This is a genomic window from Nocardiopsis sp. FIRDI 009, assembly GCF_003386285.1.
In the GTDB taxonomy this organism is placed as follows: Bacteria; Actinomycetota; Actinomycetes; order Streptosporangiales; family Streptosporangiaceae; genus Nocardiopsis.
The window spans coordinates 1-26,767 of record NZ_QPNC01000015.1; the positions used below are offsets into that span (position 1 = coordinate 1).

At 72.6% G+C, this 26,767-nt stretch carries 28 protein-coding genes; 12 read left to right on the forward strand and 16 right to left on the reverse strand.

Going from position 1 to position 26,767, the window contains the following annotated elements; translation table 11 throughout:
- Window positions 1-337 precede the first annotated feature (337 nt).
- Both DVR05_RS11865 and DVR05_RS11870 read left to right on the forward strand, forming a co-directional pair.
- Window positions 338-1,489 carry a glycosyltransferase gene (locus DVR05_RS11865; protein WP_116245923.1) on the forward strand — a complete coding sequence of 384 codons (1,152 nt, stop codon included), beginning with the start codon at window positions 338-340 and terminating at the stop codon, window positions 1,487-1,489.
- Window positions 1,490-1,607: 118 nt separating this feature from the next.
- Window positions 1,608-2,210, forward strand: coding sequence for a malonic semialdehyde reductase (locus DVR05_RS11870; RefSeq protein WP_116245924.1), 603 nt, complete (start codon window positions 1,608-1,610; stop codon window positions 2,208-2,210).
- Window positions 2,211-2,286: 76 nt separating this feature from the next.
- Here DVR05_RS11870 and DVR05_RS11875 read toward each other — a convergent pair whose 3' ends face one another.
- From DVR05_RS11875 to DVR05_RS11915, 9 genes are all read right to left on the reverse strand, one after another.
- On the reverse strand, window positions 2,287-3,117 hold the full coding sequence (locus DVR05_RS11875) for a glycosyltransferase (protein WP_198659165.1): 831 nt from the start codon (window positions 3,115-3,117) through the stop codon (window positions 2,287-2,289).
- 293 nt (window positions 3,118-3,410) lie between these two features.
- Complete coding sequence (locus DVR05_RS11880) at window positions 3,411-4,181, reverse strand: CDP-alcohol phosphatidyltransferase family protein (protein ID WP_116245925.1); 771 nt, start codon at window positions 4,179-4,181, stop codon at window positions 3,411-3,413.
- On the reverse strand, window positions 4,159-5,208 hold the full coding sequence (locus DVR05_RS11885) for an iron-containing alcohol dehydrogenase family protein (RefSeq protein WP_116245926.1): 1,050 nt from the start codon (window positions 5,206-5,208) through the stop codon (window positions 4,159-4,161). The genes DVR05_RS11880 and DVR05_RS11885 overlap by 23 nt, the downstream gene beginning before the upstream one ends.
- 5 nt (window positions 5,209-5,213) lie before the next feature.
- Entirely contained in the window at window positions 5,214-5,945 is a 732-nt protein-coding gene (locus DVR05_RS11890) for a sugar phosphate nucleotidyltransferase (RefSeq protein ID WP_116245927.1), read from the reverse strand.
- A gap of 34 nt (window positions 5,946-5,979) precedes the next feature.
- Window positions 5,980-6,723: a DUF5941 domain-containing protein gene (locus DVR05_RS11895; protein ID WP_369974525.1), complete on the reverse strand. Its 744-nt coding sequence runs from the start codon at window positions 6,721-6,723 to the stop codon at window positions 5,980-5,982.
- On the reverse strand, window positions 6,720-7,571 hold the full coding sequence (locus DVR05_RS11900; protein WP_116245928.1) for a hypothetical protein: 852 nt from the start codon (window positions 7,569-7,571) through the stop codon (window positions 6,720-6,722). The genes DVR05_RS11895 and DVR05_RS11900 overlap by 4 nt, the downstream gene beginning before the upstream one ends.
- A gap of 209 nt (window positions 7,572-7,780) precedes the next feature.
- Window positions 7,781-8,659: an ABC transporter ATP-binding protein gene (locus DVR05_RS11905; protein ID WP_116245929.1), complete on the reverse strand. Its 879-nt coding sequence runs from the start codon at window positions 8,657-8,659 to the stop codon at window positions 7,781-7,783.
- The gene (locus tag DVR05_RS11910; protein ID WP_116245930.1) at window positions 8,659-9,507 is read right to left on the reverse strand and encodes an ABC transporter permease; all 849 of its coding nucleotides are present in this window, start codon (window positions 9,505-9,507) and stop codon (window positions 8,659-8,661) included. Before DVR05_RS11910 ends, DVR05_RS11905 begins: the two co-directional genes overlap by 1 nt.
- 8 nt (window positions 9,508-9,515) lie before the next feature.
- Window positions 9,516-9,707 (reverse strand): hypothetical protein, encoded by a 192-nt coding sequence (locus DVR05_RS11915; RefSeq protein ID WP_116245931.1) that lies wholly within the window; start codon window positions 9,705-9,707, stop codon window positions 9,516-9,518.
- Window positions 9,708-9,849: 142 nt separating this feature from the next.
- On the opposite strand from DVR05_RS11915, the gene DVR05_RS11920 reads away from it, so the two are divergent.
- Both DVR05_RS11920 and DVR05_RS11925 read left to right on the forward strand, forming a co-directional pair.
- On the forward strand, window positions 9,850-10,611 hold the full coding sequence (locus DVR05_RS11920) for a 2-C-methyl-D-erythritol 4-phosphate cytidylyltransferase (RefSeq protein WP_116245932.1): 762 nt from the start codon (window positions 9,850-9,852) through the stop codon (window positions 10,609-10,611).
- Window positions 10,608-11,393 carry a glycerophosphodiester phosphodiesterase gene (locus DVR05_RS11925; RefSeq protein WP_116245933.1) on the forward strand — a complete coding sequence of 262 codons (786 nt, stop codon included), beginning with the start codon at window positions 10,608-10,610 and terminating at the stop codon, window positions 11,391-11,393. Before DVR05_RS11920 ends, DVR05_RS11925 begins: the two co-directional genes overlap by 4 nt.
- 19 nt (window positions 11,394-11,412) lie before the next feature.
- Here the strand turns inward: DVR05_RS11925 and DVR05_RS11930 are convergent, their stop codons facing one another.
- Window positions 11,413-12,414: a glycosyltransferase family 2 protein gene (locus DVR05_RS11930; protein WP_116245934.1), complete on the reverse strand. Its 1,002-nt coding sequence runs from the start codon at window positions 12,412-12,414 to the stop codon at window positions 11,413-11,415.
- 249 nt (window positions 12,415-12,663) lie between these two features.
- Between DVR05_RS11930 and DVR05_RS11935 the strand changes: the two genes are divergently transcribed.
- The 4 genes from DVR05_RS11935 to DVR05_RS11950 all read left to right on the forward strand — a co-directional run bounded on the left by DVR05_RS11935 (window position 12,664) and on the right by DVR05_RS11950 (window position 17,503).
- A complete protein-coding gene (locus tag DVR05_RS11935) occupies window positions 12,664-14,166 on the forward strand; it encodes an LCP family protein (RefSeq protein ID WP_116245935.1) in 1,503 nt (500 codons plus the stop codon).
- Window positions 14,167-14,186: 20 nt separating this feature from the next.
- A complete protein-coding gene (locus DVR05_RS11940) occupies window positions 14,187-14,906 on the forward strand; it encodes a YIP1 family protein (RefSeq protein ID WP_116245936.1) in 720 nt (239 codons plus the stop codon).
- 258 nt (window positions 14,907-15,164) lie between these two features.
- Window positions 15,165-16,496, forward strand: coding sequence for a UDP-glucose/GDP-mannose dehydrogenase family protein (locus DVR05_RS11945; RefSeq protein ID WP_116245937.1), 1,332 nt, complete (start codon window positions 15,165-15,167; stop codon window positions 16,494-16,496).
- A 230-nt stretch (window positions 16,497-16,726) separates the two neighbouring features.
- Window positions 16,727-17,503: a TNT domain-containing protein gene (locus DVR05_RS11950; RefSeq protein ID WP_116245938.1), complete on the forward strand. Its 777-nt coding sequence runs from the start codon at window positions 16,727-16,729 to the stop codon at window positions 17,501-17,503.
- 236 nt (window positions 17,504-17,739) lie between these two features.
- On the opposite strand, the gene DVR05_RS11955 is transcribed toward DVR05_RS11950, so the two are convergent.
- The gene (locus DVR05_RS11955; RefSeq protein ID WP_116245939.1) at window positions 17,740-19,245 is read right to left on the reverse strand and encodes an MFS transporter; all 1,506 of its coding nucleotides are present in this window, start codon (window positions 19,243-19,245) and stop codon (window positions 17,740-17,742) included.
- 125 nt (window positions 19,246-19,370) lie between these two features.
- Between DVR05_RS11955 and DVR05_RS11960 the strand changes: the two genes are divergently transcribed.
- The gene (locus DVR05_RS11960; protein WP_116245940.1) at window positions 19,371-19,949 is read left to right on the forward strand and encodes a TetR/AcrR family transcriptional regulator; all 579 of its coding nucleotides are present in this window, start codon (window positions 19,371-19,373) and stop codon (window positions 19,947-19,949) included.
- A gap of 28 nt (window positions 19,950-19,977) precedes the next feature.
- Here the strand turns inward: DVR05_RS11960 and DVR05_RS11965 are convergent, their stop codons facing one another.
- From DVR05_RS11965 to DVR05_RS11980, 4 genes are all read right to left on the reverse strand, one after another.
- A complete protein-coding gene (locus tag DVR05_RS11965; protein WP_369974533.1) occupies window positions 19,978-20,409 on the reverse strand; it encodes a VOC family protein in 432 nt (143 codons plus the stop codon).
- 13 nt (window positions 20,410-20,422) lie between these two features.
- The gene (locus DVR05_RS11970) at window positions 20,423-20,851 is read right to left on the reverse strand and encodes a helix-turn-helix domain-containing protein (RefSeq protein WP_232832095.1); all 429 of its coding nucleotides are present in this window, start codon (window positions 20,849-20,851) and stop codon (window positions 20,423-20,425) included.
- A gap of 116 nt (window positions 20,852-20,967) precedes the next feature.
- Window positions 20,968-21,519: a 5-(carboxyamino)imidazole ribonucleotide mutase gene (gene purE, locus DVR05_RS11975; protein WP_198659146.1), complete on the reverse strand. Its 552-nt coding sequence runs from the start codon at window positions 21,517-21,519 to the stop codon at window positions 20,968-20,970.
- Window positions 21,516-22,673: a 5-(carboxyamino)imidazole ribonucleotide synthase gene (locus DVR05_RS11980; RefSeq protein WP_116245942.1), complete on the reverse strand. Its 1,158-nt coding sequence runs from the start codon at window positions 22,671-22,673 to the stop codon at window positions 21,516-21,518. The genes purE and DVR05_RS11980 overlap by 4 nt, the downstream gene beginning before the upstream one ends.
- 229 nt (window positions 22,674-22,902) lie before the next feature.
- On the opposite strand from DVR05_RS11980, the gene DVR05_RS11985 reads away from it, so the two are divergent.
- The gene (locus tag DVR05_RS11985) at window positions 22,903-23,403 is read left to right on the forward strand and encodes a GtrA family protein (RefSeq protein ID WP_116245943.1); all 501 of its coding nucleotides are present in this window, start codon (window positions 22,903-22,905) and stop codon (window positions 23,401-23,403) included.
- Between the two features lie 65 nt (window positions 23,404-23,468).
- Window positions 23,469-24,050, forward strand: a complete 582-nt coding sequence (locus DVR05_RS11990) for a TIGR03086 family metal-binding protein (RefSeq protein ID WP_232832097.1) — start codon at window positions 23,469-23,471, stop codon at window positions 24,048-24,050.
- A 36-nt stretch (window positions 24,051-24,086) separates the two neighbouring features.
- Here DVR05_RS11990 and DVR05_RS11995 read toward each other — a convergent pair whose 3' ends face one another.
- A complete protein-coding gene (locus tag DVR05_RS11995) occupies window positions 24,087-25,103 on the reverse strand; it encodes a CPBP family intramembrane glutamic endopeptidase (RefSeq protein ID WP_116246250.1) in 1,017 nt (338 codons plus the stop codon).
- Window positions 25,104-25,546: 443 nt separating this feature from the next.
- Between DVR05_RS11995 and DVR05_RS12000 the strand changes: the two genes are divergently transcribed.
- The gene (locus DVR05_RS12000) at window positions 25,547-26,686 is read left to right on the forward strand and encodes an Mrp/NBP35 family ATP-binding protein (protein WP_116245945.1); all 1,140 of its coding nucleotides are present in this window, start codon (window positions 25,547-25,549) and stop codon (window positions 26,684-26,686) included.
- The last annotated feature ends 81 nt before the right edge of the window (window positions 26,687-26,767 follow it).

Here is a 26,767-nt window from a genome sequence, read left to right on the forward strand (position 1 = left end):
TGGCCGAGTACGCGCGGTTGTTGCTGGACACCCGCGGTGTGTTGCGACGCTCAACCGAGGCGGGAGGGCCGGTGTCCGATCCTGACCGGTTGCGGGTGCTCTGAGTCTGGGGCGTCTGCGGGCGCGCCGGTTGCGGACCCATCGTGGTTCACCGGCGCGCCCTTCGCCGTTCACCCCCGGAACATGGAAGGTTCACCCGATAACCCCCGTGTGTCCACCGTGGTTTATTCGCACCGTTTCCGCTGGTGATTACCGTGTCGGACAGCTGGTACCGCGCATGTGGGGCGGATCATCGCTGTAGACGGACCCGACCGGTGACACTCGTAGGTGATGTTCGATGCACGCACTCGTGGCCACGGTGGTCCACCATCCCGAGGACGCCCGGATCCTGCACCGGCAGATCCGCGCCCTCCTCGACGCGGGACACCACGTGACCTACGTCGCCCCGTTCCGGGAGTGCGGCGTCACCCCGTGGAGTGAGGTCGACTCGGTCGACGTGCCCCGGGCGGCCGGTCGTGAGCGGCTGGCGGCCCTGCGCTCGGCACGCGCGGTGCTCGCCGAGCACGCCCCCCGCGCCGACCTGCTGCTCTTCCATGACCCCGAACTCATGCTGGCGCTGCCCGCCCGGCGGCCGGTGACGGTGTGGGACGTGCACGAGGACACCGCGGCGGCCATCCTGACCAAGCCGTGGGTGCCCCGGCCGGTGCGTCGGCCGCTCGGCGCGGTGGTTCGCGCCTTCGAACGACGGGCCGAGCGGCGGATGCGGCTGCTCCTGGCCGAGGAGGGGTACCGGTCGCGGTTCCGGTACGACCACCCGGTGGTGCCCAACACGACCGAGGTTCCGGTGGAGCCCGCACGGGAGCCGGGCGAGGACCGGGTGGTGTACCTGGGGCACGTCTCGGTGGCGCGCGGGGCGCACGAGCTGGTCGAACTGGGCCGGAGGCTGCGACCCCAGGGGGTCCGGCTGGAGGTGATCGGCGGTGCGGACGCGAGCGTGCGGCCGCTGCTGCGCCAGGCCCAGCGGAACGGCGACCTCCAGTGGTACGGGTTCGTGCCCAACGACCGGGCGCTGCGGATCTGCGCGGGGGCGACGGCCGGGGTGAGCCTGCTGCACGACACGCCGAACTACCGGCACTCGATGCCGACGAAGGTCGTGGAGTACATGGCGCACGGCCTTCCGGTGGTGACGACCGCCAACCCGATGGCCGAGGAGCTGGTCACGGGGCGCCCCGAGGGCGACGCGGGCCTGGTGGTACCGTTCGGCGATGTGGCCGCGGCGGCGGAGGCCGTGCTGCGTCTGCGCCGCGACGGGGAGCTGCGGCGGCGGATGGCGCGCACCGGGCACGAGATCGCGCGGACCTCCTACCACTGGCCGGTCCAGGCGCGGATGTTCGTCAAGCGGCTGGAGGAGTGGGCGGACACCGCCACCCCTGGTGTGCCGGAGATCCCGAGGCAGCGGGTCAGACGCCGCCTCGCGCCGAGCGAGTGACCGACGTCACATTTAGTCGCATAGGAAATATCTTCCTAGATAACCATGTTGGTGTTCACGAACGACCGTCCCGGCGTCCGCGCCGGTGACGCCCGCAGAGCACGACAGAGGTTATGACATGAACGAGGCGCTGGTTCTCGACAAGGCGGCCCAGGATCTGCTGTTCCGATCCGCCCGCACCGCCAACACCTTCACCGACGAGCCGGTGACCGACGCACAGGTCCGCGCCATCCACGAGCTGGTGAGGTTCGGCCCCACCGCGATGAACAACCAGCCCCTGCGGGTCACGGTCGTGCGCTCCCCCGAGGCGCGCGAACGCCTGGTCCGGCACATGGCGGGCAACAACGCCCCCAAGACCTCGACCGCGCCGCTGTCCCTCATCCTGTCCGCGGACACCGACTTCCACGAGCAGCTGCCCACCGTCTTCCCGGTGCTGCCCGACGCCCGGGAGATGTTCGCCGGCGACGCCGAGGGCCGGGCGAGGATCGCGGAGCACAACGCCTTCCTCCAGATCGCGTACCTGATCATCGGCGTGCGCGCCGCCGGTCTGGCCGCCGGGCCGATGTCCGGGTTCGACGCCGAGGGCGTGCGCAGGGAGTTCTTCGGCGAGGACTCGCCGCTGCGCCCGATCGTGGTGATGAACGTCGGCAGGCCCGGCCCGGACGCGTGGTTCGACCGCCTGCCGCGCCTGGACTACGAGGACGTCGTCACCGAGATCTGATCGAGGACACGACGGGGGGCCGGACGCCGGGCGTCCGGCCCCCCGTTCGATGTCGCCGGTGCTGCCGGGCCCGGCCTCAGATGATCGGCGGGCGTCCCGCGCGCGTCATCCGCCAGGCGGTCGACCACCGGATCGGCGTGCGCGGACCGGCGTCCTCGCGCCAGCCCTCGCGGAAGCCGCCGAACCACGACCGCAGCGCCGCCCGGTCGCGCTCGCGCAGCAGCGTCAGCCCGACCCAGGTGCCCAGGTAGGCGAAGGCCAGCGGCCAGGGCAGGTTGCGGCGGGCCAGCCACACCCGGTTGCGGGCGTTGAGCCGGTAGAAGTTCTCATGCCGGGTCGGCGCGACCGCCGGGTGGTACATGACCGCGTCGGCGTCGTACTCGATCGTGTAGCCCGCGTCCATGATCCGCCAGGCCAGGTCGGTCTCCTCGTGGGCGTAGAAGAACTCGCCCGGTAGGCCGCCGCCCTCCTCGAACGCCGTGCGCCGGATCGCGCACGCCCCGCCCAGGAACGTGGTCACCACACTCGACCTGCGGGAGTCGCCCACCCGCAGCCGGGGCACGTGGCGACGCTGGTCCGGCCCCCCGTCCGGGTCGGCGATCCGGAAGGACAGCGCGCCCAGCTCCGGGTCGGCGGCGAACCGGTCCCGTACGTGCCGGGCCAGGTCGGTCGAGCGGTACCACCCGTCGTCGTCCAGGAACAGCACGACGTCGCCCTTGGTCGCGCGCACCCCGTGGTTGCGCCCCTCGGGGATGCCCACGTTCTCCGGCAGCCGCACCGTCGTGACGCCCTCGGGCAGCTTGGGCAGGTCCGCGCCGTTGCCGACCACGACCACCTCGACGTCCGCGTCCTCCTGCTCGAACACACTGGTGATCGCCCTGCGCAGTTCGGCGGGGCGGTTGCCCATGGTGAGCAGGACACAGGACAGCGTGGGCTGGATGGGACCGGACACCTCGGGACGGCTCCGTTCGGCTCGCGGCGCTCGGGAGTCCTCCTCCTCGGACGCGCCGGAGACCGGTGAGGGCGGGATCACGGATGTGGCCATACTTGCGACCGTTCAGTGGACGATGGACTTCGAGCAGGTTGACTCACGCCAACATTCGCACGAACAGACTAACGAGAGAATAAGAGGAAGGTGTACGGAGCCGTGAGTCGGGTAACACACACGGCCCCGTATGTGACGGTAACGTCACTGACGCGTTACTCCAGGCGACGCGAGGCGACCACGCTCACGAAGTGGGCGAAGCTCATCACCACGCCCACGACCGCGCACGCGGCCACGAGCACGCGGGTCGCGGTCAGGTCGCCCAGGAAGGCGTCCACGACCGCCGCCACCACGACCAGCAGCGACAGTTCGACCGCCTGGATCACGCGGTGGACCTTCAGCGCGGAGGCCAGCCGCCGGGCCAGGCTCAGTCCGGACGAGCGCGGGCGCATCGCCTCGGCCGTGACCTCCTCCGGCAGTCCCGCCTTGGCCCGGGCCACCACGACGTTGTCCGTCTCGGCCTTGATCAGCGCGACACCGATCGCCGCGGCCATCCCGAGGATGACCCAGCCGCCCGGCGCCAGGTCGCCCTGGGCGCGCACGCCCAGCCCGATGAGCAGGGCGATCTCCGACACGTAGTGGCCGATCCGGTCCAGGTAGATCCCCGCCACGCTGGTCCGGCCCGTGTACCGTGCGACCTCGCCGTCGGAGCAGTCCAACAGCAGGTAGACCTGCACCAGCACGGCCGCCAGGATCGCCGACCACAGCCCCCCGAGGGCCACGACCACCCCGGCCAGGACGCCGAACGCCATCATCAGGTAGGTGATCGGGTTCGGCGGGACGCGGAGCCGGACGAACAGTGTGCTCAGGTACGGGGAGATGTCCCGCATGTAGTAGCGGCCCGCCCAGTGTTCCTCGTTCACACGCTCCTTGATCCCCGCGGGCTGACCGCCCGCGCGGACCTCAGCGACCGACGGCTTCGACATAGTCCGCGACACTCCGCTTGATCTCGTCCTCGGAGAGGTTCAGGTGTTCAAGGATGGTGAAGCGACCGGGACGCGTGCCCGGAGCGTGAACCACGGCGCGCACGAAGTCCCCCTCGTCGAGCCCCACGTCGGTGGGCAGCACCGGCAGCCGGTGGCGGATCAGGCAGGAGCGGATCTCCTCCAGCCGCCGTTGCGACCAGCCCAGGTGGCGCACCCGCAGGAAGGACGCGTACAACGCGCCCAGTCCGGCGAGCTCACCGTGGTTGCTGGTCCCCGGGTGGAGCTGGGTGACGGCGTGCAGGATCTCGTGGCACGCGCCGCTGGCCGGGCGGCTGGACCCGGCCACCGACATCGCCATCCCGGAGAGCACCAGGCCCTCGGCGAGCACGGCGAGGAAGGCGTCGGACTCGATGGAGTCGGGGCGGTGCAGGACCGCCTCGGCCGCGACCCGGGCGAAGGTGACCGCCATGCCGTCGACCGGTTCCTCGGTGATCCGGCCCGCCAGCTCCCAGTCCTCGATGGCCGAGATGTTGCTGACGACGTCGCCGATGCCGGAGCGGACCAGGTGCGGGGGGGCGGCCTGGACGTAGTCGAGGTCGATGACCACGGCGATGGGCATGGTCACGCCGATGGACGGCTTGCCGCCCTCGTGTTCGAGGGAGCTGACCGGGGAGGCGATCCCGTCGTGCGCCAGGTTGGTGGCCACGGCGACCATGGGGATGCCCGCCATCGTCGCGGCGAACTTGGTCACGTCGATGGTCTTGCCGCCGCCGATGCCCGCGACCGCCTCGTAGGCGCCCGACCGCAGCTTCTTGCCGAGGTCGGTGGCGGCGTCCACGGTGCCCTCGGTGACCTGGAAGACCTCGCACTCGGGCAGGTCCAGGTCGGCGGCGATGTTCGCGCCCTGGCCCGGACCGACCGCGACCGCGATGCGGCCCTCGGTGGCGATCCGGCGGTCAGCGAGCACCGAGCCGAGGGAGGCGATGGCGCCCCGGCGCACGTCGATCGCCAGGGGGGAGGGGAGCATTCGCGCTAGTAGCGGCACGCGATCTCCCTCGCCTTGGCCAGGTCGTCGTGGTTGTCGACCTCGACCCACGGGACGTCGCCGATCGGGGCGACGGAGATCTTCTCCCCGCGGTTGACGAGCTCCTGGTAGCCGTCCTCGTAGTACAGCTGCGGGTCGCGCTCCCAGGTGGCCTTGAGGGCGTCGGCCAGGCGGGCGTCGAGCGAGCCCTCGATGAGGGTGGCGCCGATGTACTCGCCCGCGGCGGTGGCCGGGTCCATCAGCTTGGTGATGGTCCTGACGTGGCCGCCCTCGTCGAGGGTCACCTTCATCTCCTCGTCGGCCAGATTTTTCACGTCGTCCACCGCGAGGAGGAGTTCCGGGCCCCGTGCCGCGAGTAGCGTTTCCTCCACGCTCACGGGATGAACCGTGTCACCGTTGACGAGGAGGACGCCCTCGGAGAAGAACTCGCGTGCGGTCCACAGGGAGTAGGCGTTGTTCCACTCCTCGGCCCTGTCGTTGTAGCTGAGGGTGATCTTGACGCCGTGGCGCTCCTCCAGCGCCTCCTTGCGCTCCTCCACGGCCTCCGCACGGTAACCGACCACCACGACGACGTCGGTGAGCCCGGCGGCGGCGAGGTTGCGCAGCGAGATGTCCATAATGGTCGTCTCGCCGTCGACGGGCACCAGGGCCTTGGGCAGGGTGTCGGTGTAGGGGCGCAGACGCCGTCCCGCGCCTGCGGCGAGAACCAGTCCGAGCATGAGGGCGTGTTCCTCCTTAGGTCGGGGAGACGCCTCACGCCTCCCCGTTCGTTCCGGCGGCCGGTCGGCCCCCGTCCTCGTGGTCGAGTGGGGTCGTCCGGGGACCTCCCCGGTCCGTGTCGCCTCCGCGGGGGAACGCGTCGGCGGTCGTGCACACCTCGGTCACCGGCGTCGCGCACCAGGAGCGCACGGCTTCGCGGACGAGCAGCACCGCCAGGTATCCGGCGAGTGCGCCGTAGGCGGGTCCGAGCACGTGGAACGCGCCACCGACCGCGATGACGAGCATCCGCCCGTCCCACCCGAGCGCCGCCCCGCGCACCCATGCGGGTCGGGCGACGCCGACGGAGGGGCGTGCGACGTCGTCGCGGTGGTGGCAGACGACCACCACCAAGAGTACGAAGACCAGGGGACCGGGTACACCGGACGCCAGACCCAGAACCGTCAGGTACCCGTACTCGGTGACGCGGAGGACGGGCGGCACGAGCCAGTCGAAGCGCCCGTCGTGCGGGTGTCCCGAGGCCAGACCGGACAGTAGCAGGGCAGCGACCGGTGCGAACAGCGTAATGCCTGCGAGCTGTCCCCGGACCGCCACGAGCAAGGTCGCGACGACGAGGAGGCCGGTGAGCGCCGGGAGCAGGGGCGCGACCGCCCCCGGGGCGACCCTGCCGAGCAGCGCGCAGACGCGGCTGTCGTCACGCAGCGTCCTCAGGTCGGGGACGGCGGCGCGCAGGCGTTCGCGCGGGGCCCCGTCGGCGGTGCCCGGAACGCGTGCGGTCACTTGTCCGCCTCCTGGGCGGTGGGGTCGACGAGTTCCCCGGTCACGGCCAGGGCGCAGCCGACGATGAGGGTGAGGAAGGCGACCCGCGCGTCCCAGAGCGTGGCGGCGACGGCGATGGCCAGGAAACGCGTGGGCTGGGCGAAGACCATGACCCGGCGGATCGCGGTCGGCAGGGGCGCTCCCGCGGGGCGCGGCGGTCGGCCGTCCCGGTGCGCGGGGCCGTCGGGCCGTGTGTCGCGGTCCGTCCCCCGGTCCGCCCCCCGCGCGGTGGCCGTCCCACGGGGGGCGTCTTTGAGCAGGCGCTCGGTGAGGCGCGGATCGTTCTCCCGGCAGTCCCGGGGCGGGGGCGGCACCAGGCCGGCCATGAGCCCCTCCCGGCCCTCGGGTCCGCCGTCCGGGCGCGGCGCGCGACCACCGCCTCCGAGGGCGGTGTCCATGCCGTGGCCGGGGGCGGTGGGCGCCGCGCGGGCCACCAGGAAGGCGTCCCGCAGCGCCAGGGCGATGAGCGCCCCGGCGGCCCAGCCCCAGGCGCCCTGGATGCCCTCGGCGACCGCGCCGAGGGCGAGTCCGACGTAGACGACGTACTCGCGCAGTTGGCCGAGCATCGCGGCCACCCACATGGTGAGCGCGTCGCGGCGGTCGGTGCGGATGCGCGCGCGGACGGCGTCGCAGAACAGCACGGCTCCGAGGAAGGCGGATCCGACGAGGCAGCCGACGGTGTCGGCCCGGGAGAACCAGACCGCCGCCGCGAGCGCCGCCAGGACGCTGATCCGTGTCACCCCGGAGCGGGTGACGCTCCTGCGTTCCAACATCCGCGCGGTCGACCGCGCCACCGTGCCCTTGGCCATGGTCGTGCCTCCTCCAGCAGTACTGGGAGTCACCGTTTCTCACGGTGAGTAACCAATCAACCACTGACACGCACATAGCGCCTGTAAGACGTGGTGAAGCCCGAGAGACCGCGTTCCGGGCATGCCCGGACAGACGAGAGCGCACCACCGAAACAGGTCGGAGGTGCGCTCATCGTCGCGGAAACGGCTCGTCCGGGATCTTCGGGCGGTCAGGCGGCCCGCCCGCCGTTGGGCCCCTCACCGTCCTCGCGCTTCTGGTCCGCCTCGCGCTTCTTCTTCTCCGCCTCGCGCTTCTTGCGCTCGGCGATCTCGGCCTTGGTGTCCTCGTTGTAGGCGTCCAGGGCCGCCTCGATGTCGGTGTCCAGGGCGAGCCCGCCGCCCTTGATGTACAGACCCCGGTTGCAGAACCTGCGCAGGTCGTTCTCGCTGTGGGAGACCAGGACCATCGTGCGCTGGTTGGCCAGCATCCGGTCGATCGCCTCGTAGCACTTGCGTTTGAACGCCTTGTCGCCGACCGCGAGGACCTCGTCGACGAGCATGATGGGGTGCTCCAGCTGGGAGATCAGGGCGAAGCCGAGCCGGACCTTCATCCCGCTGGAGTAGTGGCGCACCGGGGAGTCGACGAACTTCGACTTGATCTCGGCGAAGTCGATGATCTCCTCGAAGCGCTCGTCGATCTCCTTCTCCGACATCCCGTGCAGCGAACCGACCAGGTACACGTTCTCGCGACCGGTCAGGTTGTCGTTGAACCCGGCCCGCAGCTCCAGCAGCGGCGCGACCCTGCCGTGCACGTGGACCTCGCCCTCGTCGGGCATGAGCACCCCGGCGATGAGCTTGAGCAGGGTCGACTTGCCGGTGCCGTTCTTGCCGACGATGCCCACGCAGTCACCGCGGGCGACCTCGAAGGAGACGTCGCGCAGGGGCCAGAACTCGTCGCCCTCGGCGTTGGGGTCGCGTTTGGTCCCGTGGATGAACATCTCGCGCAGGCTGCGCTTGCGGCGCCGGTTCACGGCGAACTTCACGCCGAGCCCCTTGGCCTCGATGACCGGTCCGCCGGTGCCCTCGGCGCCGTAGGTGGTCTGCGCCATCACAACTCCTTCAGGACGGACGTCTCCAGGCGGCGGAACGTCCAGTACCCGATGACCAGCATCAGGACCGAACCCACCACCGAAGAGGTCAACGCCAGGGTGGTCGGTGTGAGTTCCTCGAATCCAGCGAACCACACCGTCCGGTGCATCTGGAAGATACCCATCAGGGGGTTGAGCTGGAAGATCGTCGCCGCCCAGCCCGGGAGGTCCTCGGAGTCCAACACCATGACGGCGGGGAAGAGGATCGCCGACCCGTAGAAGAGCAGGCGGGTGAGGATGCGCGTCAGGCGTTCCACGTCGCGCAGCAGGACGTTGACCGAGGACAGGAACAGGGTGACGCCGAGGCCGAACATGAACGTGAGCACGACCGCCAGCGGCAGCCACAGGAGCAGGCCCTCCACCGTGGGGCGACCGCCGAGCGCGAACACGAAGACCAGCAGGACGGGCCAGGTCAGCAGGTACTCGACGAGCTTGGTGCCCACCGTCGCCAGGGGGAAGATCTCCCGCGGCACCTTCATCGTGGTGATCAGCTTGGAGTGCGTGATCATCGTCCGGGGGGCCTCGCCGAGGATCTGCCCGAACGTCGTCCACGGCAGGATGCCCGCGACCAGGAACAGCAGGAACCCGCCGAACTCCGTGGCGTCCTCGGGCATCCCCCGGTTCGCCTCGAGGATGATGCCGAAGACGAAGAAGTAGACCAGGGTCATGGCCAGGGGTTCCAGCATCGTCCAGGCGTACCCGAGTACGGACTGCTGGTACTTGACCTTCAGGTCGCGCCGGACCAGGAGGCCGACGACCTTCCGGTGCTCCCAGACGGCCAGCGTCCTTGACGCCACCGCCACCTCCAAGGATTGATTCACGTCCGGGTGTCGAAGGTCTCCGGACGGGCGTGTAGGTACTCACCTGCGCGCACCGAGCCGACGTTCACGGCGGCCCCGTCCTCACCGGGCCACGGCACGGCGGGGCCGTATCCGAGCGTGTGGGGGATGTCGCGGACCGCGCCCGGCCTCGTGACCGTGTCGAAGGAGGTTCGGACCGGGCGCGCCATACAGGCGTCCATAGGGTACCGCCGAGAATAACGGGCCGAACCACCAGGAGGGTGCGTACCGGAGCCGTCCAGTAGTGTCGGCGACTGGATTCCCCGTGCGTACGCCCCGAGCGCGGGCGCGCGTCCCGAGAAAGGCGAAGAGATGTCCGCAGCCGCACGCGTGATCGCCGCGGTCCTGGCCGGAGGGGTGGGCGCGCGCATGGGCGCGGCCACGCCCAAACAGCTGCTCCCACTGGCGGGACGGCCGATCATCGAGCACTCGATCGCCGCCTTCGAGGACTGCCCGGAGGTGGACGAGGTCGTCGTCCTGATGGTCGCCGAGTACGTGGGCCGGGTGGAGGACATCGTCGCCGACGCCGGGTTCACCAAGGTCAGCCGGGTACTGCCGGGCGGCGCCACCCGGACCGAGACCTCCTACGCCGCTCTGACGGCGATGGCGTCGGCCGCCGACAGCGACCTGGCCCTGCTGCACGACGCGGCGCGGCCGCTGCTGCGCCCGGCCACGGTCACCGCGTGCGTGTCGGCACTGGGTGAGGCGGGCGCGGTCGGAGTGGCCGTGCCCAGCACGGACACGACCGTGCGGGTGGCCCCCGGCCGGACCGGCGGGGAGGCGATCGTGTCCGTCCCCCCGCGCGCCGAGCTGCGGCGGATGCAGACCCCGCAGGGGTTCCGTCTGGGGGTGCTCCGCCGCGCCTACGAGCTGGCGATGGCCGATCCCGGGCTGGTCGCCACCGACGATTGCGGCGTGGTGCTGCGGTACCTGCCCGAGGAGGAGGTCCGGATCGTGCCGGGTGAGGAGGGCAACATCAAGGTGACCAACCCGGGCGACGTCGAGATCGCCGAGACCCTGCTGCGGCGGGTCACGGCCCCGGAGCGGAGCGGGGAGGGGGAGGCGGCGCGGTGAGCGGACTGTTCACGCCGACCGAGGTGATCGGCCACCGGGGCGCCGGGCGCGGCGTGGTCGAGGGGGCCGCGGAGAACTCCCCGGCCTCCTACGCCGCCGCGGCCGGGGCCGGGGCCGACTGGGTGGAGATCGACGTGCGGCGCACGGCCGACGACGCGCTGGTCCTGTACCACGACGCGGCCCTGGCCGACGGACGGGCGATCGTGGACCTGACCGCCGAGGAGTGCGCGGCGGCGGGGCTGGTCGGTCTGGAGGAGGGGCTGGCCGCCGTTCCGCCCGGGGTGGGGGTGGACGTGGACGTCAAGTCGGTGATGGAGGACGCGGTCGACGCGCCGTCGCGCCGGACGGTGTCGCTCCTCCTCCCCCACCTGCGCCGGGAGGCCCGGCGGCGGCGCGTGTTCGTGTGCTCCTTCGACCCCGGCGTCCTGCTCGCCGTGCGCGAGAGCGCGCCGGAGGTGCCGACGGCGTGGATGCCCTACGTGCGCAACCCGCTGGACCAGGCGGTGGCGGGGGCGGCGGGGATGGGCTGCCCGATCGTGGCGCTCGACGCGCGCTCGCTCGGCCGGACCGGGGACGCGCCCCGGCCGGGCCGCCGTTCGGTGGCCCACACCGTCGACCTGGCGCACCGCGCCGGGCTGGAGGTGATCTCGTGGTGCCCGGACCCGGTGGACGCGGCCCGGTTCGCCGAGGCGGGGATGGACGCGGTCGTGGTGGACGACGTGCCCGGGACGGTGTCGGCGCTCAAGGCGGCCGCGGGTGAGGGCCCAGCCGGGGCGGGGTGACGGCGGCTCGCCCGGGGCGTCAGGACCCGGTGCGCGACGCCCGCGCGGTGCGCGAGTCGGAGCCGAGCCCGGGCGGGCTGGTGATGAACCCGATCCCCCAGGACATGTGCATCGTCGTGAGGGCCAGCGGGATCATCGGCGCGCTGGCGGCGGGCAGCCCCCTGGCGAGCGGCACCGACGCCACCGTGACCAGGGCCAGGTAGGCGGCGGGCACGAGGAACAGCGGCCACCAGAACACGCCACCGACCAGCCCGGCGACGATCCCCGCCACCGCCAGGGGCGGAGCCAGGTAGCGCAGGTTGATCGTGCCCTTGTGCTGGCGGGCGACCACGCGCCGCCAGCGCCCGTAGTGGAAGTACTGCTTGGCCAGCAGGCGCACGTTCCGCCGGGGCCGGTAGGAGACCCGCATGCGCGGCTGGAACCACACCGTCCCGCCGCTGGTGCGGATGCGGTGGTTCATCTCCCAGTCCTGCGCGCGCAGGAACGCCTCGTCGTAGCCGCCGACTCGTTCGAGCGCCGACCTGCGGAAGACACCCAGGTAGACGGTGTCCGCCGGGCCGCCCTCGCCCCCGGTGTGGAAGCGCGCGTTACCCACGCCCACCTTGGAGGTCATCGCCGCCGCGACGGCCTTCTCCCAGGGCGTGGTGCCCTCGGCGGCCATGATCCCGCCGACGTTGTCCGCCCCCGTCTCCCGCAGGGTCTCCACGGCCACCCGCAGGTAGTCCGACGGCATCATCGCGTGCCCGTCGATCCGGGCCACGATGTCGTGGCTGGAGGCGCCGATGGCGGCGTTGAGCCCGGCCGGGGTCCGCCCCGTGGGGTTGTCCACGACCTTGACCCGGGGGTCGGCGGCGGCGAGCCCGTCGGCGACCTCGCGGGTGCGGTCGGTGGAGGGACCCACGCCCAGCACGACCTCCAGTTCGCCCGGGTACTCCTGGGCGAGGACGTGCTCCACCGCGGCGGCGAGGTGGCGCTCTTCGTTGAGAACGGGCATGACGACGGAGACTGGCGGCCAGGACACGGGCACTTCCCAAGGTCAAGACGTGTCGGGACTGGGGGTACGCGCGTCAACGGTACTGCACGCCCGGGGGCCGACCGCCGCCCTGGGCGTTTCGGCCCGTTCGTTCCGCCGTGAACGGTTCCCGCCCCGACCGCGTCACACCCAAAGGGGAGAACAACACGCCGAGGGTTGACATCCCGCGCCCTTCGGCGGATCGGGTGACAACCTAAGGATGATGGACACCGCTGCACGGGTGGGACGGGGACACCGATGAGCGACGACAACGCCGGTCGGCAGGGACCTTCGGAGGAGTTCCGGCGCAAGCGTTCCCAGCCGCTCCCGCCCGAGGGGCGCCGATCTCCCCGGTCGGGCCGGGTGACGGTGCCCCCGGCCGCCGTACGCCGCCGCCGGACCGGCCTGCTGGTCATGGGGGCGCTGTCGGCGCTGGTCCTGCTGGCCTCCGGCACGTCGTGGGCGATCACGGGGTGGATGTCCGGGGCGCTCAACCGCTTCGACGTGTTCGGGGCGCTGGCCGAGGACAGCCGCCCCGGCAGCGGCTCCGGCGGCCTCACCTTCCTGGTGATCGGGTCCGACTCGCGCGGGGAGATGAGCCGGGAGAACCGGGACGCGCTGAGTGTGGGCTCCACGCCGGGCCGCCGGTCCGACGTCATCATGCTGGTGCGCGTCAACGACGACCGCGACCGCGTCACCGTCGTCGGCATCCCCCGCGACCTGTGGGTCGACATCCCGGGCGAGGGCGAGGACAAGATCAACGCCGCCTACGCCTACGGGGGGCCGACGATGACCGTCCGGACCGTGGAAGCCCTGACGGACGTGCGCGTCGACCACTACGTCGAGGTGGACTTCGAGGGCTTCGTGGACGTGGTGGACGCCCTCGGCGGCATCGAGGTGTGCCTGCCCGAGGCGATCGACGACCCCAAGGCCCACCTGGACATGGCGGCGGGCACACACGAGGTCGACGGCGCCGAGGCGCTGGCCTTCTCCCGCACCCGCGCCACCGCGCGCGGCGACCTGGACCGGATCGACCGCCAGCAGCAGGTGCTGTCCGCCATGCTCGACCGGGCGATGAGCACCGAGACCCTCACCGACCCCGCGCGGTTGGCCGCGTTCCTGGAGAGCGCCCTGTCGTCGGTGACCGTCGACGAGGAGCTGGACGGGAGCACCCTCAACGAGCTGGCATACCAGCTGCGCGACCTGGACCTGGAGCAGGTCACGTTCACCCAGGTGCCGATCGCCGACATGGACCACTGGACGCCGCGCGGGGACGTCGCGCTGCTGTGGGACGAGCCCGCGGCGCGCGACCTGTTCGCCGACGTCCGCGCCGACCGCCCGATCAGGGAGGGGGAACCGGCGGAGGACGCCTCCCCCGAGCCGCCGGACCCGGCCGACATCCGGATCCGGGTGTTCAACGGGACCGCGACCCCGGGTCTGGGCGCGCGGACCGACCGCAACCTCGGCCAGGTCGGGTTCGACGTCATCGCTCCGGCCGCCAACTGGGACAGCCGCGACCTGGCCACCACGCAGATCCGCCACGCTCCCGGGGACGAGGCCGAGGCGGAGTTCGTCTCCGGGATCTTCCCCGGTTCGGAACCGGTGGAGGACCGTACCCTGGAGGACGAGATCCAGGTCGTCCTCGGCTTCAACTACACGACGTTCAACGCCCCCGAGATCCCCGAGCCCGCGCCGGAGGAGACGCCGGCCCAGGACGGTCCGCTGGCCACGACGACCGCCCGGGAGAACATCTGCGGGTGAACCCCGAAGGAAGGTGACCCGTGCTCCGCCATCTGGTCGGTCTGCTGGCGGGCGTCGCCCTCGCACCGGTGCTGTGGATCGCCGCCGCGTGGGGCGCCGACCTCCTGCCCCGGCTCGCCGACGGTGACGTCACCGTGTCCTCCGTGTCGGCCGCGGTGGTGCTGTGCCTGACCGGCGTCGGCGGCGCCTACCTGGTCGCGGGCCGCGTGTCCCCGCTGTTCGCCGCGGCCGGCGGCGCCCCGCTGATCGCGCTCGCGCTGTGGCCGGTCGCCGCACCGGCCTCGATGGCGGCGGCCCTGGACTGGCTCGACCCGGAGGTCTTCCTGTACCCGGACGGCCCGGGGGCTGCGGTGGCGCTGCCGTTGGGTGTGCTGTTGCTGTGCTCGGCGATGACGCCCACCCGGTGGCGGGCGACGCGGGACGTCCCCGGGGCCGGGCGGCCGGTCGCGGGCGCGATCCGGGACGACGTCCGCCGCGACGGCGTCGACGGCGTCCGCGGGCGGAACGGTGGAGCGGAGCCGGACCGGGCGGGACCCGCGACGCCCAGTGTGACCGACACCATCGAGGAGGAACTCCCCGGCTTCTCGTCCGCCCGCCGTCCGCCCCCGGGCGGCGGGTTCGACGGCGATCCGGACAGGACCACCACGCCGTTCCGCCGACACGGTGACGACGGGGCCGGGTGGACGCCGCTGGAGGCCGAGTCCGAGGGGTCCGGGGCCCTCGGCGACGACGGCCGCTGACCCCCGCCGCGCCCGGTCCGTCGGCCCGCCGACCCGACCCGGTGCGTATCGCCCGCTTCGCACCGGTAATCTGTGCGCCTGACTGTTCACGCCCTGTTGGGGCACGCGCCACACCCCGGCGCGTAGGGTGATGCGACCCCAATGCAGTACCCGTCTGCCCCAGTGTCCGTTTCCTGCCCCCATCCGGGGTGCTGACCACCGCGAACGGGCACAACCAAGCACACGAGCGCGGACGGCGAGCACGGAAGGACTCCACCAGTGGTCGAAGCGGAACGAACGCGCGTCTCGGTCATCGGCACCGGCTACCTCGGCGCCACGACGGCGGCCTGCCTGTCGGAGATGGGCTTCGAGGTTCTCGGACTCGACGTCGACGAGGCCAAGATCGACATGCTCCGCTCCGGCCGCGTCCCCTTCTACGAGCCCGGACTCGACGAGCTGCTCACCGCGAACCTGCGGTCCGGGCGGCTGTCCTTCACGACCTCCTACGCCGAGGCCGCCGAGTTCGCCGACCTCCACCTCATCTGCGTGGGCACGCCCCAGCGCGACGATTCGGGCGCGGCCGACCTCACCTACGTCCACTCCGCGATCGACCAGCTCGCCCCCCACCTCACCCGGCCCACCGTGGTCGTCGGCCGCTCCACCGTCCCGGTCGGCACCGCCGCGACCCTCGCCGCCCGCCTGCGCCAGCTCGCCCCGGTCGGCGAGGAGGCCGAACTCGGGTGGAGTCCGGAGTTCCTGCGGGAGGGCTACGGCGTGGAGGACACCCTGCGGCCGAACCGGATCGTGATCGGCACCGACTCCCCGCGCGTGGAGAAGGCCGTGCGCGAACTGTGGCGGCGGCAGGTCGACGACGGCGTCCCCTTCCTGGTGACCGACCTCCAGACCGCCGAGCTGGTCAAGGTGTCGGCCAACGCCTTCCTGGCCACGAAGATCTCCTTCATCAACGCGATGGCCGAGGTGTCCGAGGCGGCCGGGGCCGACGTCATCCAGCTCGCCGAGGCCCTCTCCTACGACGACCGCATCGGCGGCAAGTTCCTCGGCCCGGGCCTCGGTTTCGGCGGCGGCTGCCTGCCCAAGGACATCCGCGCGTTCATGGCGCGCGCCGACGAGCTCGGCGTGGAGCCCGCGCTGTCCTTCCTGCGCGAGGTGGACGCGATCAACCAGCGCCGCCGGGCGCGGACGATCGACATCGCGCGGCAGCTCATCGGCGACGGCTTCGCCGGGCGCACGGTGACGGTCCTGGGCGCCGCGTTCAAACCCAACTCCGACGACATCCGCGACTCGCCCGCCCTGGACGTGGCCTCGACCATCGCCTCGCTGGGCGCGCGGGTGACGGTGTACGACCCCGCCGCGCTGGACCGGGCCCGCGAGGCCCACCCCGAGCTGGAGTACGCCCCCTCGATGCTGGAGGCGGCGCGCGACGCCGACGTGGTGCTGCTGCTCACGGAGTGGGCGGAGTTCCGCGAGGCCAACCCGGACGAGCTGGGCGAGGTGGTGGCCGCCAAGCGGATCGTGGACGGCCGCAACGCGCTGGACCCGACCTACTGGCGCGCCTCCGGCTGGACCTACCGGGCCCTGGGGCGCCAGTAGCCCACCGCGGCCCGGGGGCCGGGCGCGGAGCCCGGGCCACCGCCCTCCGGCGCGGCCCGAGCCGCCTCCGTGACACCACCTCCGGCTGGTCCCACAGGATCGGCCGGACGTCTCCCCGCCCCTTCCCGTGCGTTCGGCCTCCGGTCGACCTCACCCGTGATTCACTACTTTCCGTAGTGTTTCCGTGACACCCGACACCGTTCGGGTGTCCGAGGATCGAACGGAGCCCGATGGTGAAGATCGCACCGGTGGTTGGCACGGCCGTCGCCCTGCTCCTGGCCGGGGCACCCGCCCACGGTGAGGACGTCCGCGGGGCGACCGCCCCGGAGCGGCCCGCGCCCGCGGCGGTACGGGAGTGCCCGCGACTCGACCCACCGCCCACGTCCGAGGACCTGGAGACCTACGTGTGCGGCGACCGCCGCCTGGGCCCGGCGGAGCTGCCCGCTCAGGGACCGGTCGCCGCCCTGGTCGAGGGGTACGAGCCGTTCGGCGGGCTGTCCCCCGTCGAGTTCCTCGACCGCTGGTGGGTGGAGGACCGGGTCGACCCGGAGACCGGTGAGACCCGGAGCGGCTGGGACTACCCCGAGCACAACGGCTTCGTGGTGGTGGACGGCGAACCGGTCAACGGACTCCAGCCGCTCGAACCCGGGGAGATGCTCGACCGGTTCGGCTCCCCGTGGGGCACCTTCATGGCCCCGGCGGGCGCCCCGTACCAGGCGCGCGCCCTGCCGCCGGACTCCCTCAACACCTGGCCGGACGGCCCCGAGCACAACTACAACTGCTACATGGTCACGACCGCCTTCACCGCGCTGGTCGGACCGATCGCTCCGCACTTCGAGCAGCCGGGCGGCGGTGACCAGCTGCTCGTGCCCGCCGAGGAGATCCCGGAGAAGGACGGAGACGACGGGTTCGTGCCCGTGAACGAACTGCTGGAGTGGGACTACCTGGAGCGGCGCCCGGCCGGGGAGTGCGTGGACGGGTACGGCCGGTACCGGCTGGCGGGCTGACCCCGCGGGGGAGGGGCGCGCCGGGGGCTCGGGCCCCGGGCGCCCCGCCCACGTCGGCCGCGGTAGTGTCCTGGGGACCTCCGCTTCGCATCGGCCCGTGTTCGGTCGTCCCGGGGGCGGGGACTCCCTCATCCTCGGCCGCGCCTGTCGCTCGGTCCCGGCCGCACGGCCCGCCTCGTCGTGCAGAACCCCGCCGGCGCCCGAACGGACCCCCGGGGAGCTGTTTCGGAAAAGCCTCAGGCTCCCGCTCCGGCGGGCAGCCGCCACAGGGCGACCAGGGCCAGCAGCGCGACCCCGGCCAGGGCCGAGGCCCCGGTCATGGCGCTCGCCGTGAGGCCGCTCGTGTAGGCGGCGAAGGCGGTGTCCAGCAGCGCCCCCGCCTCGAATCCGGCCAGCTCGCCGGCGGCGGCCACGGCTCCGGTGACGGTCTCGGCCGCCGCGGCTCCGGCCCCCGGCAGCTCCCGCTCCATCGTCGTGCGGTAGACCGCCGTGGCGACCGTGCCGAGGGTCGCGATGCCCAGCGCCGCCCCGAGTTCGTGGCTGGTCTCGGAGATGCCCGCCGCCGACCCGGCACGCTCCGGTGGCGCGGTGGCCAGGACCAGCGTGTTGGCGATGGTCGACACGACGCCGACGCCGAACGTGACCACCGCGTACCCGCCGACGAACACCGGCAGGCCGGTGTCGGGACCGACCGACCCGACGACCGCGAACCCGGCCGCCGACGCCAGCAGACCCGCCGAGACCAGCGGCCCCGGGCGGACCCGTCCGGCCAGCGCGCTCGCTCCGGCCGCGCCCAGGAAGGTGCCGACGAGGGTCGGCAGCGCCCACAGCGCGGCGGCCAGCGGGCTGAGCCCGTGCACGGTCTGCAGGAAGGTGAAGGTCAACAGCCCCAGACCGGCGGCGGCGAAGGACACCACGGCGCCCCCGCCGACGGCGGCGGCGAACGCGGGGCTGGCCAGCAGGGAGACGTCGATCAGCGGGTGTTCCGCGCTCCGCTGGCGCCACACGAACAGCGCGAGGAACACCGCGCCCGCCCCCAGGGCGGTCAGGGCGGGGCCGTCGGCGCCGTACTCGGCGCACCGCTTGAGCGCGTAGACGAGGCCGAGGACGGCGGCGAGCGAGGTTCCCGCTCCGAGCAGGTCGAAGGGGGCCGAGCCGGGACCGCGGGACTCGGGGACGGTCCACGGCGCCGCCACGAGCAGCAGGAGCATGAAGGGCAGGTTGATCAGGAAGACCGAGCCCCAGGGGAGGAACTCCATGAGGGCGCCGCCGAGGATCGGGCCCGCGACGGCCCCGCCGGTGAACGCGACCGTCCACAGACCGACCGCGAGTCGGCGCCGCGCCCTGTCGGTGAACAGCGCGCGGATGAGGGAGAGCGTGGACGGGGCGAGGGTCGCGGCGGCCGCGCCGAGCAGGACCCGACCCGTGACGAACAGGGCGGGCGAGGGGGCCAGCGCCACCAGCGCGGAGGCCGCCCCGAACAGCGCCGCGCCGCTGAGCAGCAGGCGGCGACGGCCGATCCGGTCACCGAGGGAGCCCATGGTGACGAGCAGCCCGGCCATGACGAAGCCGTAGACGTCCATCATCCACAGCCACTGGGAGCCGGTGGGGTCGAGGTCCTCGGCGATGGCGGGGGCGGCGACGAAGAGCACCGAGATGTCCATGGACACCAGCAGCGCGGGGATCAGCAGCAGGATCAGCCCCGCCCAGGCGCGGGCGGCGGATCGGTCGTGGGTGCGCATGGCATTGATCGTACGTACGTCAAAATCGTCCGTCAATACGTACGTCCGTTTAAACACGGGAAGGGTCCCCACGCAGGCCGGAACACGGCGGTACGTACGTCCGTCCCGGTGCTAGGCTCCCCCGCATGAGCCAACGCGAGGACCTGCTGGAGGGTGCCAAGAAGTGCCTGGTCGAGAAGGGGTACAGCCGCACGACGGCACGCGACATCGCCGCCGCGTCAGGGGCCCACCTGGCCTCCATCGGCTACCACTTCGGGTCCAAGGACAACCTCATGAACACCGCCGTGCTGGAGGCGGCCAGCGAGTGGGGGGACACCTTCGAGGCCGCCGTACGCGCGGCCGAGGCCAGGAACCCGCACGACCGGGCGCGGGCGCTCTTCGAAGCGCTGTTCAGCACCGTCCCCGACCGCAGGCCGATGCTGTTGGCGAGCGTGCAGGCGGTCGCCCAGGCCCAGTTCGACCCGGACATCCGCGAGCGGCTGGAGGCGGGGTACGCCCAGGCACGCCTGTCGATGGCGGCCATCGTCCTCGGGGTCCCGGAGGAGGCGGTGGACGAACACACCGCCGCCTCCCTCGGCTCGGTGGTCTACAGCCTGGTCAGCGGATACGTGCTCCAGGCCGTGATCGACCCCGACTCCCTGCCCACCGTCGACCAGGCCCTGGCCGGGCTGCGGACCCTCGCCCCGGACCCCGGCCGGACCTGACGCCGGCCGAGACGGGACCGATCCACGCTCAGACGGTCACCTCGGTGACGCGGACGCGGTTGCCGAACGGGTCGCGGAGCGCGCAGTCGACGCCGTACGGGCGCTCGGTGGGCTCCTCGGTGAACTCCACGCCCTTCGCGAGCAGCGTCTCGTAGGTCTTGCGGCAGTCGTCCGTCGTCAGGATGGACCAGCCGCCCATCGCCCCCTTGGTCACCAGGTCGCGGACCTGCTCCGCCGTCTCCTCGGACATCCCCGGGCCGCCCGGCCTCTCCAGCAGGATCTCCCGCTCGGGCTGGCCGGGAACGCGGACGGTCAGCCACCGCATGACCCCGAAGTCGATGTCGGCGCCGACCTCCAGGCCGAGCTTGCCCACGTAGAAGTCGAGGGCCTCGTCCTGGTCGAGGACGAAGATCTGTGAGTGCGTGATCGCGTTGAACCTGTGTACGACGATAGTGAGCAGTCCGGAAGAAGACTTATCCGAAACCGCTCAGTCGTCGGCCGGTGCGGTGGACGCCTCCCTCGACCGCGCCCACGCCGCGGCGAAGCACGACGGCACCGCCACGGCCCCCCTCCCGCCGGAACCGGCTCGGCGACCTTCCGACGACGGCGCCGAAGGTCCGGCTGAACGTCCCCAGGCTTCCGAAGCCGACCTCGAAGCAGATGTCGGTCACACTGCGGTCGGTCGCGCGCAGCAGGAACATCGCGCGCTCGACGCGGCGGCGCTGGAGGTAGCGGTGCGGCGACTCCCCGAAGACGGCCCGGAAGGTCCGCGAGAAGTGCGCCTGCGACACGTGGGCGACACGGGCCAGGGCCGGGACGTCGAGGGGCTGCGCGTAGGCGCGGTCCATCGCGTCCCGCGCCCGGAGCATACGGCGGTTGCCGTCCTCGGTGGCTCGGTTCACGGGGAGATCACACCACGCCCCTCCGACGTCCGGAACCTCCCCCGGAACCGGCCCGGAGCCCGGCCGTCCGGGCTCCGGGCCCCGGGGTCCGTGTCACCGCGCGGCCGCTCCGCCGGTCAGCGCCCGAGGCCGAACCCGGCGGGCTTGCCGTCCTCGGCGACCTCCCGGCGCAGCCGCTCGCCCTTGGCGTAGGCCTGCGACCTGAGCCCCTCCTGGAACCGGGCCATCCGCTCGGACAGCTCCGGGTCACCGGCGGCCAGCATGCGCACCGCCAGCAGGCCGGCGTTGCGGGCGGCGCCCACCGCCACGGTCGCCACCGGCACGCCCGCGGGCATCTGCACGATCGACAGCAGCGAGTCCATGCCGTCCAGGTACTTGAGCGGCACCGGGACGCCCACCACCGGGAGGGTGGTCACCGACGCGAGCATGCCCGGCAGGTGGGCGGCGCCGCCCGCTCCGGCGATGATCACCCTCAGTCCGCGTCCGGCCGCGTCCGTCCCGTACCGGATCATCTCGTGCGGCATCCGGTGCGCGGAGACGACGTCGGCCTCGAAGGGGACGTCGAACTCCCGCAGGGCGTCGGCGGCCTCACGCATCACCGGCCAGTCGGAGTCCGAGCCCATCACGATCCCCACGGCGGGCCCCCGCCCGTCGGCGTTGTCGGTCACTGGTCGTCTCCTCGCAGGTAGTCGGCGGCGTCGCGGGCGCGCTCCAGGAGGTCCCGGTAGTCGTCGCCCGTGACGGTGACGTGCCCGATCTTGCGGCCCGGACGCACGTCCTTGCCGTAGAAGTGCACCTTCACCTCGGGGTCCTTGGCCATGACGTGCAGGTAGCGGCGGTAGACCTCGGGGTCCCGCCCGCCCAGCAGGTTGGCCATGACGGTGTAGGGGGCCGTGGTGCGCGGGGCGCCCAGCGGCAGGTTCAGCACCGCGCGCAGGTGCTGCTCGAACTGGGACGTGCGGGCGCCCTCGATCGTCCAGTGCCCGGAGTTGTGCGGGCGCATCGCCAGCTCGTTGACGACCACGCCGCCCTCGGTCTCGAACAGCTCCACGGCCAGGACGCCCGTGACGTCCAGGGCGTGCGCGATCTCGATCGCCAGCTCCTGGGCCCGGGTGGCCTTCTCCTCGTCGAGGCCGGGGGCGGGGGCGATCACCTCGTGGCAGATCCCGCCGCGTTGCACGGTCTCCACGACCGGGTAGACCGCGACCTGCCCGTGCGGGGAGCGGGCCACCTGGACGGCCAGCTCCCGGGAGAAGGCGACCTTCTCCTCCACCAGCAGGGGGACCTCCTCCGCGACGGCGCGGTCGACGACCTTCGCCGCCTCGTCGGGACCGTCGGCGACCCACACGCCCTTGCCGTCGTAGCCGCCGCGCGCCGCCTTGAGCACGACCGGCCACCCCGCCTCCTCGGCGAAGGAGGCCACGTGGTCGACCGTGGTGACCGGGCGCCACCGCGGGGAGGGGGCGCCGAGTTCGGCCATCCGGGTGCGCATGCGCAGCTTGTCCTGGGCGAAGCGGAGGGCGTCGCGGCCGGGTCGCAGCAGGCCGCCCGCCTCCTCCACGGCGCGCAGGACGGGTTCGGGCACGTGTTCGTGGTCGAAGGTCACCACGTCGCAGACCTTGGCGAAGGCCAGGACGTCGTCCAGTCCCCGGTCGTCTCCCAGGGTGACGTCGCCGCAGACCAGTGCGGCGCTGTCGGTCGGGCTGGCGGCCAGGACCGAGAAGTCCACCCCCAGTCCGATGCCCGCCTGGTGGGTCATCCGGGAGAGTTGTCCGCCTCCCACCATTCCGACACGGGGGACAGTGCGGTTACGCTCGCTCACAGTTCCTCAACTCATGCTCGTCCACCGCGGTGACGGGACGGCTCCGCACGATGCGGAACCTGGCCGTTTCGGCTCGGAACCCGCGGCCGGGGTCCTGCTCCAGTCCCCGGCTAGAGTCTAGGGCGTGCCCGCCCCGTGTCCCCGAGGACCCACCCCCGCCCCAGGTGAGCGGCCCGCCGGGCCGGGGCGTGAGACGAGCAGACCCCCGATCCGACAGGAGATCCCGTCCGTGCGCGAGTTCCTCCAACGGCACCCCAGGATCGCCGGGCTCACCTCCGAGGTGGGCCGGTTCGGCTCCGTCGGGGCCGTCGCCTACGTGGTCCAGCTCGGGGTGACCAACCTCCTGTGGGGGCTCGGCACGGGCCCCCTCCCCGGCCAGGTGATCGGTACCACGTGCGCGATCGCGGTCGCCTTCGTCGGCAACCGGTTCTGGACCTACCAGGACCGGGCCCGCACTGGGTACGCGCGCGAGACGGTGCTGTTCCTGGCGATGAACGGCGTGGGGTTGCTCCTCCAGCTCGGCTGCCAGGGCTTCGCGGTGTACGTGTTGGCGTTGGAGGGCCAGCTGGCGCACAACATCGCGGGGAACGTCGTCGGTGTCGGGCTGGGCACCCTCTTCCGGTTCTGGTCCTACCGGACGTGGGTGTTCCCGGTACGGGAGTCCCCCGCCGCGGAGGGCGCCGCCCGCCGTGGCGGGGAGCCGGATCGTCGGTCCCGGGTGCGACACTGACCGCGTAGCCGGTTGTGTATCCGACGAGCCCGTGGAGAACCCACATGATGACGGACCCACGCCCCGTGACCGCAGCGACCGCCGACATCGTGCGGGGGGTGGGCGACGACCAGCTCGCGTCCTCCACACCGTGTGCCGGCATGACCGTCGGCACGCTCCTCGGCCACGTCGACGTCCTGTGCGCGGCCTTCACCTCCGCCGCGGCCAAGGAGTCCGGCGCGGCCGACGCGGCTCCCCCCTCCCCCGAGGAGTCGCGGTTGGCGGCGGGCTGGCGGGAACGGATTCCGGCGCGGCTCGACGGGCTGGCCCGTGCGTGGCTCCGGGAGGCGGCGTGGAGCGGCATGACGCGGGCGGGCGGCCTCGACCTCCCGGGCGAGGTGGCGGGCGCCGTGGCGGTGGACGAGGTCCTCGTCCACGGCTGGGACCTGGCCGTGGCGACCGGGCAGACGTTCCCCGGCGACGACCCCGCGCTGGCGGACGCGGTGCGGACGGTCCACGACTGGGTGCGGCAGATGGTGGCCGACAACCCCGGAGGCACCCCCGGCCTGTTCGGTCCGCCAGTGACCGTGGCGGACGACGCGCCCCTCTTCGACCGGCTCCTCGGGATGACCGGCCGGGACCCCTCCTGGCGCCCCGACGGCGGCTGAGCCGCGGCACCGGCGCACCCGCCGGACGGTGCCCGGTCAGACCCCCGTGACCGTGCTCGTCCGGCGCAGCCCGACGCGTCGGGCGAGCCACGTCACCGTCAGGGCGTAGCTGAGCATCACCCCCGCGGCGAGGGCCAGCCCGAACGGGCCGCCCATCCCCGGCGGCCCGGCGCCGATCACGACGCCCGTGCCGATCGCCGCCGTCCGTCCCTCCACCACGCACAGGACGAGCTGGACGAGGCCGTTGACCAGGTGCAGCCCGATCGCCGCCTCCAGTCCTCCGGTGCGCCAGGTCAGCCAGGCCGTGCTGGTCCCCATCACGGTGAGCGCCGCGGTGGTCCACACGTCGTCGGGGTAGGCGGAGGCGTACAGCGCGGCGAACAGGGTCCCGCTGGCGAGGATCGCCGGGGCGGGCGAGCGCAGCACCCGGGCCACCGCCTGGTCCCCGCCGGGGGCGTGGGCGGGCGCGCCCAGCGAGCCGACCCACTGCATGACCAGGCCCCGCAGGGTGACCTCCTCGGCCACCGACTGGAACGGCACCAGCAGCAGGATGACCAGGACCGCCCCCGACACCGCCGCCACCTCGGCCCCTCCGGACACGGCGCCGGACATCGTCCCCGTCCGGAAGTCGTCCGACAGCAGCAGGTAGAGCACCACGCTCACGGAGACGGGGGCCACCGCCAGGGCCGCGCAGCGCGCCAGCCACGTCCACCTCATCCGCCCCTCGACCGACATCAGCGTGCCCACGCGGCGCCACTGCACCACCCGTACGACGAGCAGCACGATGGGGATGAGCAGCGCGGCCGAGACCAGGCCGATCGCCAGGCCGGCGATCTGCCCCACCCGGGCCGACCCCGCACCGAGCCCGCCCCCCTCCACCAGGGCGACGATCGTCATCGACAGGGCGACGGCGACCCAGAGGAAGAACAGCAGGAACGCCAGGACCAGGATCGTCAGGGGCGGCATCCACCAGCGGTACCGCGAACCGCGCGCGAGTCTGTGATAGGGCTCACCCTCCGGAGCCTCGGCGGGGGCGAACCCGCTGGTCCGCACCGGCCGGGGCGGCGGCCAGGCCCACACGTCGGAATCCGGGTTGACCGCCGGATGCCCTCCGGGGGGCGTCAACCGGCCTCCCCCGGGCGGTCCCGCCCAGGTCTGCTCATGGGTCCACGCACCGTCGGCCCGCCCCTCCGGCCCCTCCGGGGCGGCGGGCCAGGACGAACCAGGCGGTGGTGGCGCATTTCCCATGGTGCGCAGAGACTACTATCCGGGCTTGTATTGCCAGCGTTAAGGGCACGCCGTTAACGCCTGGTCACGGTATGGATCGACGCCTCCGGACCCCTGCTTCGACACCCCCGCACCTCCACCCCCACCCGGCTCCCCGGACCCCGACGACATCCCGGAATAGCCCCATGCCCGTCCCCCGTTGCACCGGATGGCACGTGGGAGAGACACCACAGGCCAAGACCCCGTTCCGCTGACCTACGATTGGGTACATGTCCTCCACACCATCCACCGAGCAGGTGCAGAAGGCCCTGGCCACGGTGCAAGACCCGGAGATCCGCCGCCCCATCACCGACCTCGGCATGGTCAAGAGCATCGACATCGCCGACGACGGTGCCGTACGTGTCGGCATCTATCTCACGGTGGCCGGCTGCCCGATGAAGGGCCGCATCGAGAAGGACGTGACCGAAGCGGTGACCCAGGTCCCCGGGGTCACCTCCGTCGCGGTCGAACTCGACGTGATGAGCGACGAGCAGCGCAAGGAACTCCAGACCAAGCTCCGCGGCGGCCAGGCGGAGAAGGAGATCCCCTTCGCCAAGCCGAACTCCCTGACCAGGGTCTTCGCCGTCGCCTCCGGCAAGGGCGGGGTCGGCAAGTCCTCCGTGACCGTCAACCTCGCCGCCGCCATGGCCGCCCAGGGCCACAAGGTCGGTGTGGTCGACGCCGACATCTACGGCCACTCGGTGCCGCGCATGCTCGGCGCGTCGGACTTCCCGACCAAGGTCGAGGACATGATCCTCCCGCCGACCGCGCACGACATCAAGGTCATCTCGGTCGGCATGTTCACCCAGGGGAACCAGCCGGTCGTGTGGCGCGGCCCCATGCTGCACCGCGCGCTCCAGCAGTTCCTCGCCGACGTCTTCTGGGGTGACCTCGACGTCCTGCTGATGGACCTGCCCCCGGGCACCGGTGACATCGCCATCTCCGTCGCGCAGCTCCTGCCGTCGGCCGAGCTCCTCGTGGTGACCACGCCGCAGCAGGCCGCGGCCGAGGTCGCCGAGCGCGCGGGCGCCATCACCGCCCAGACACACCAGCGCATCGCCGGTGTCATCGAGAACATGTCGTACTTCGTCCCGCCGGAGGGCGGCGAACCGCTGCACCTGTTCGGCGAGGGCGGCGGCCGGACCGTGGCCGACGCGCTGACCAAGACCCTCGGCACCGACATCCCGCTCCTGGGCCAGGTTCCGCTGGACACCCGCCTGCGCGAGGGCGGCGACGAGGGCAAGCCCCTCGTCCTGACCGACCCCGACGCCGAGGCCAGCACGGTGATCTCGTCGATCGCCGAGAACCTGGTCGGCAAGCCGCGCGGACTGGCCGGTATGCAGCTGGGCATCTCCCCCGCCGGCCGCTGAGCCGTGTCCGCCCCGGACCTCCGCCTCGCTTCGGCCCGGGTCCGGGGCTCGAACGGCGCCCCTTCCGGGTGACCGTTCCCG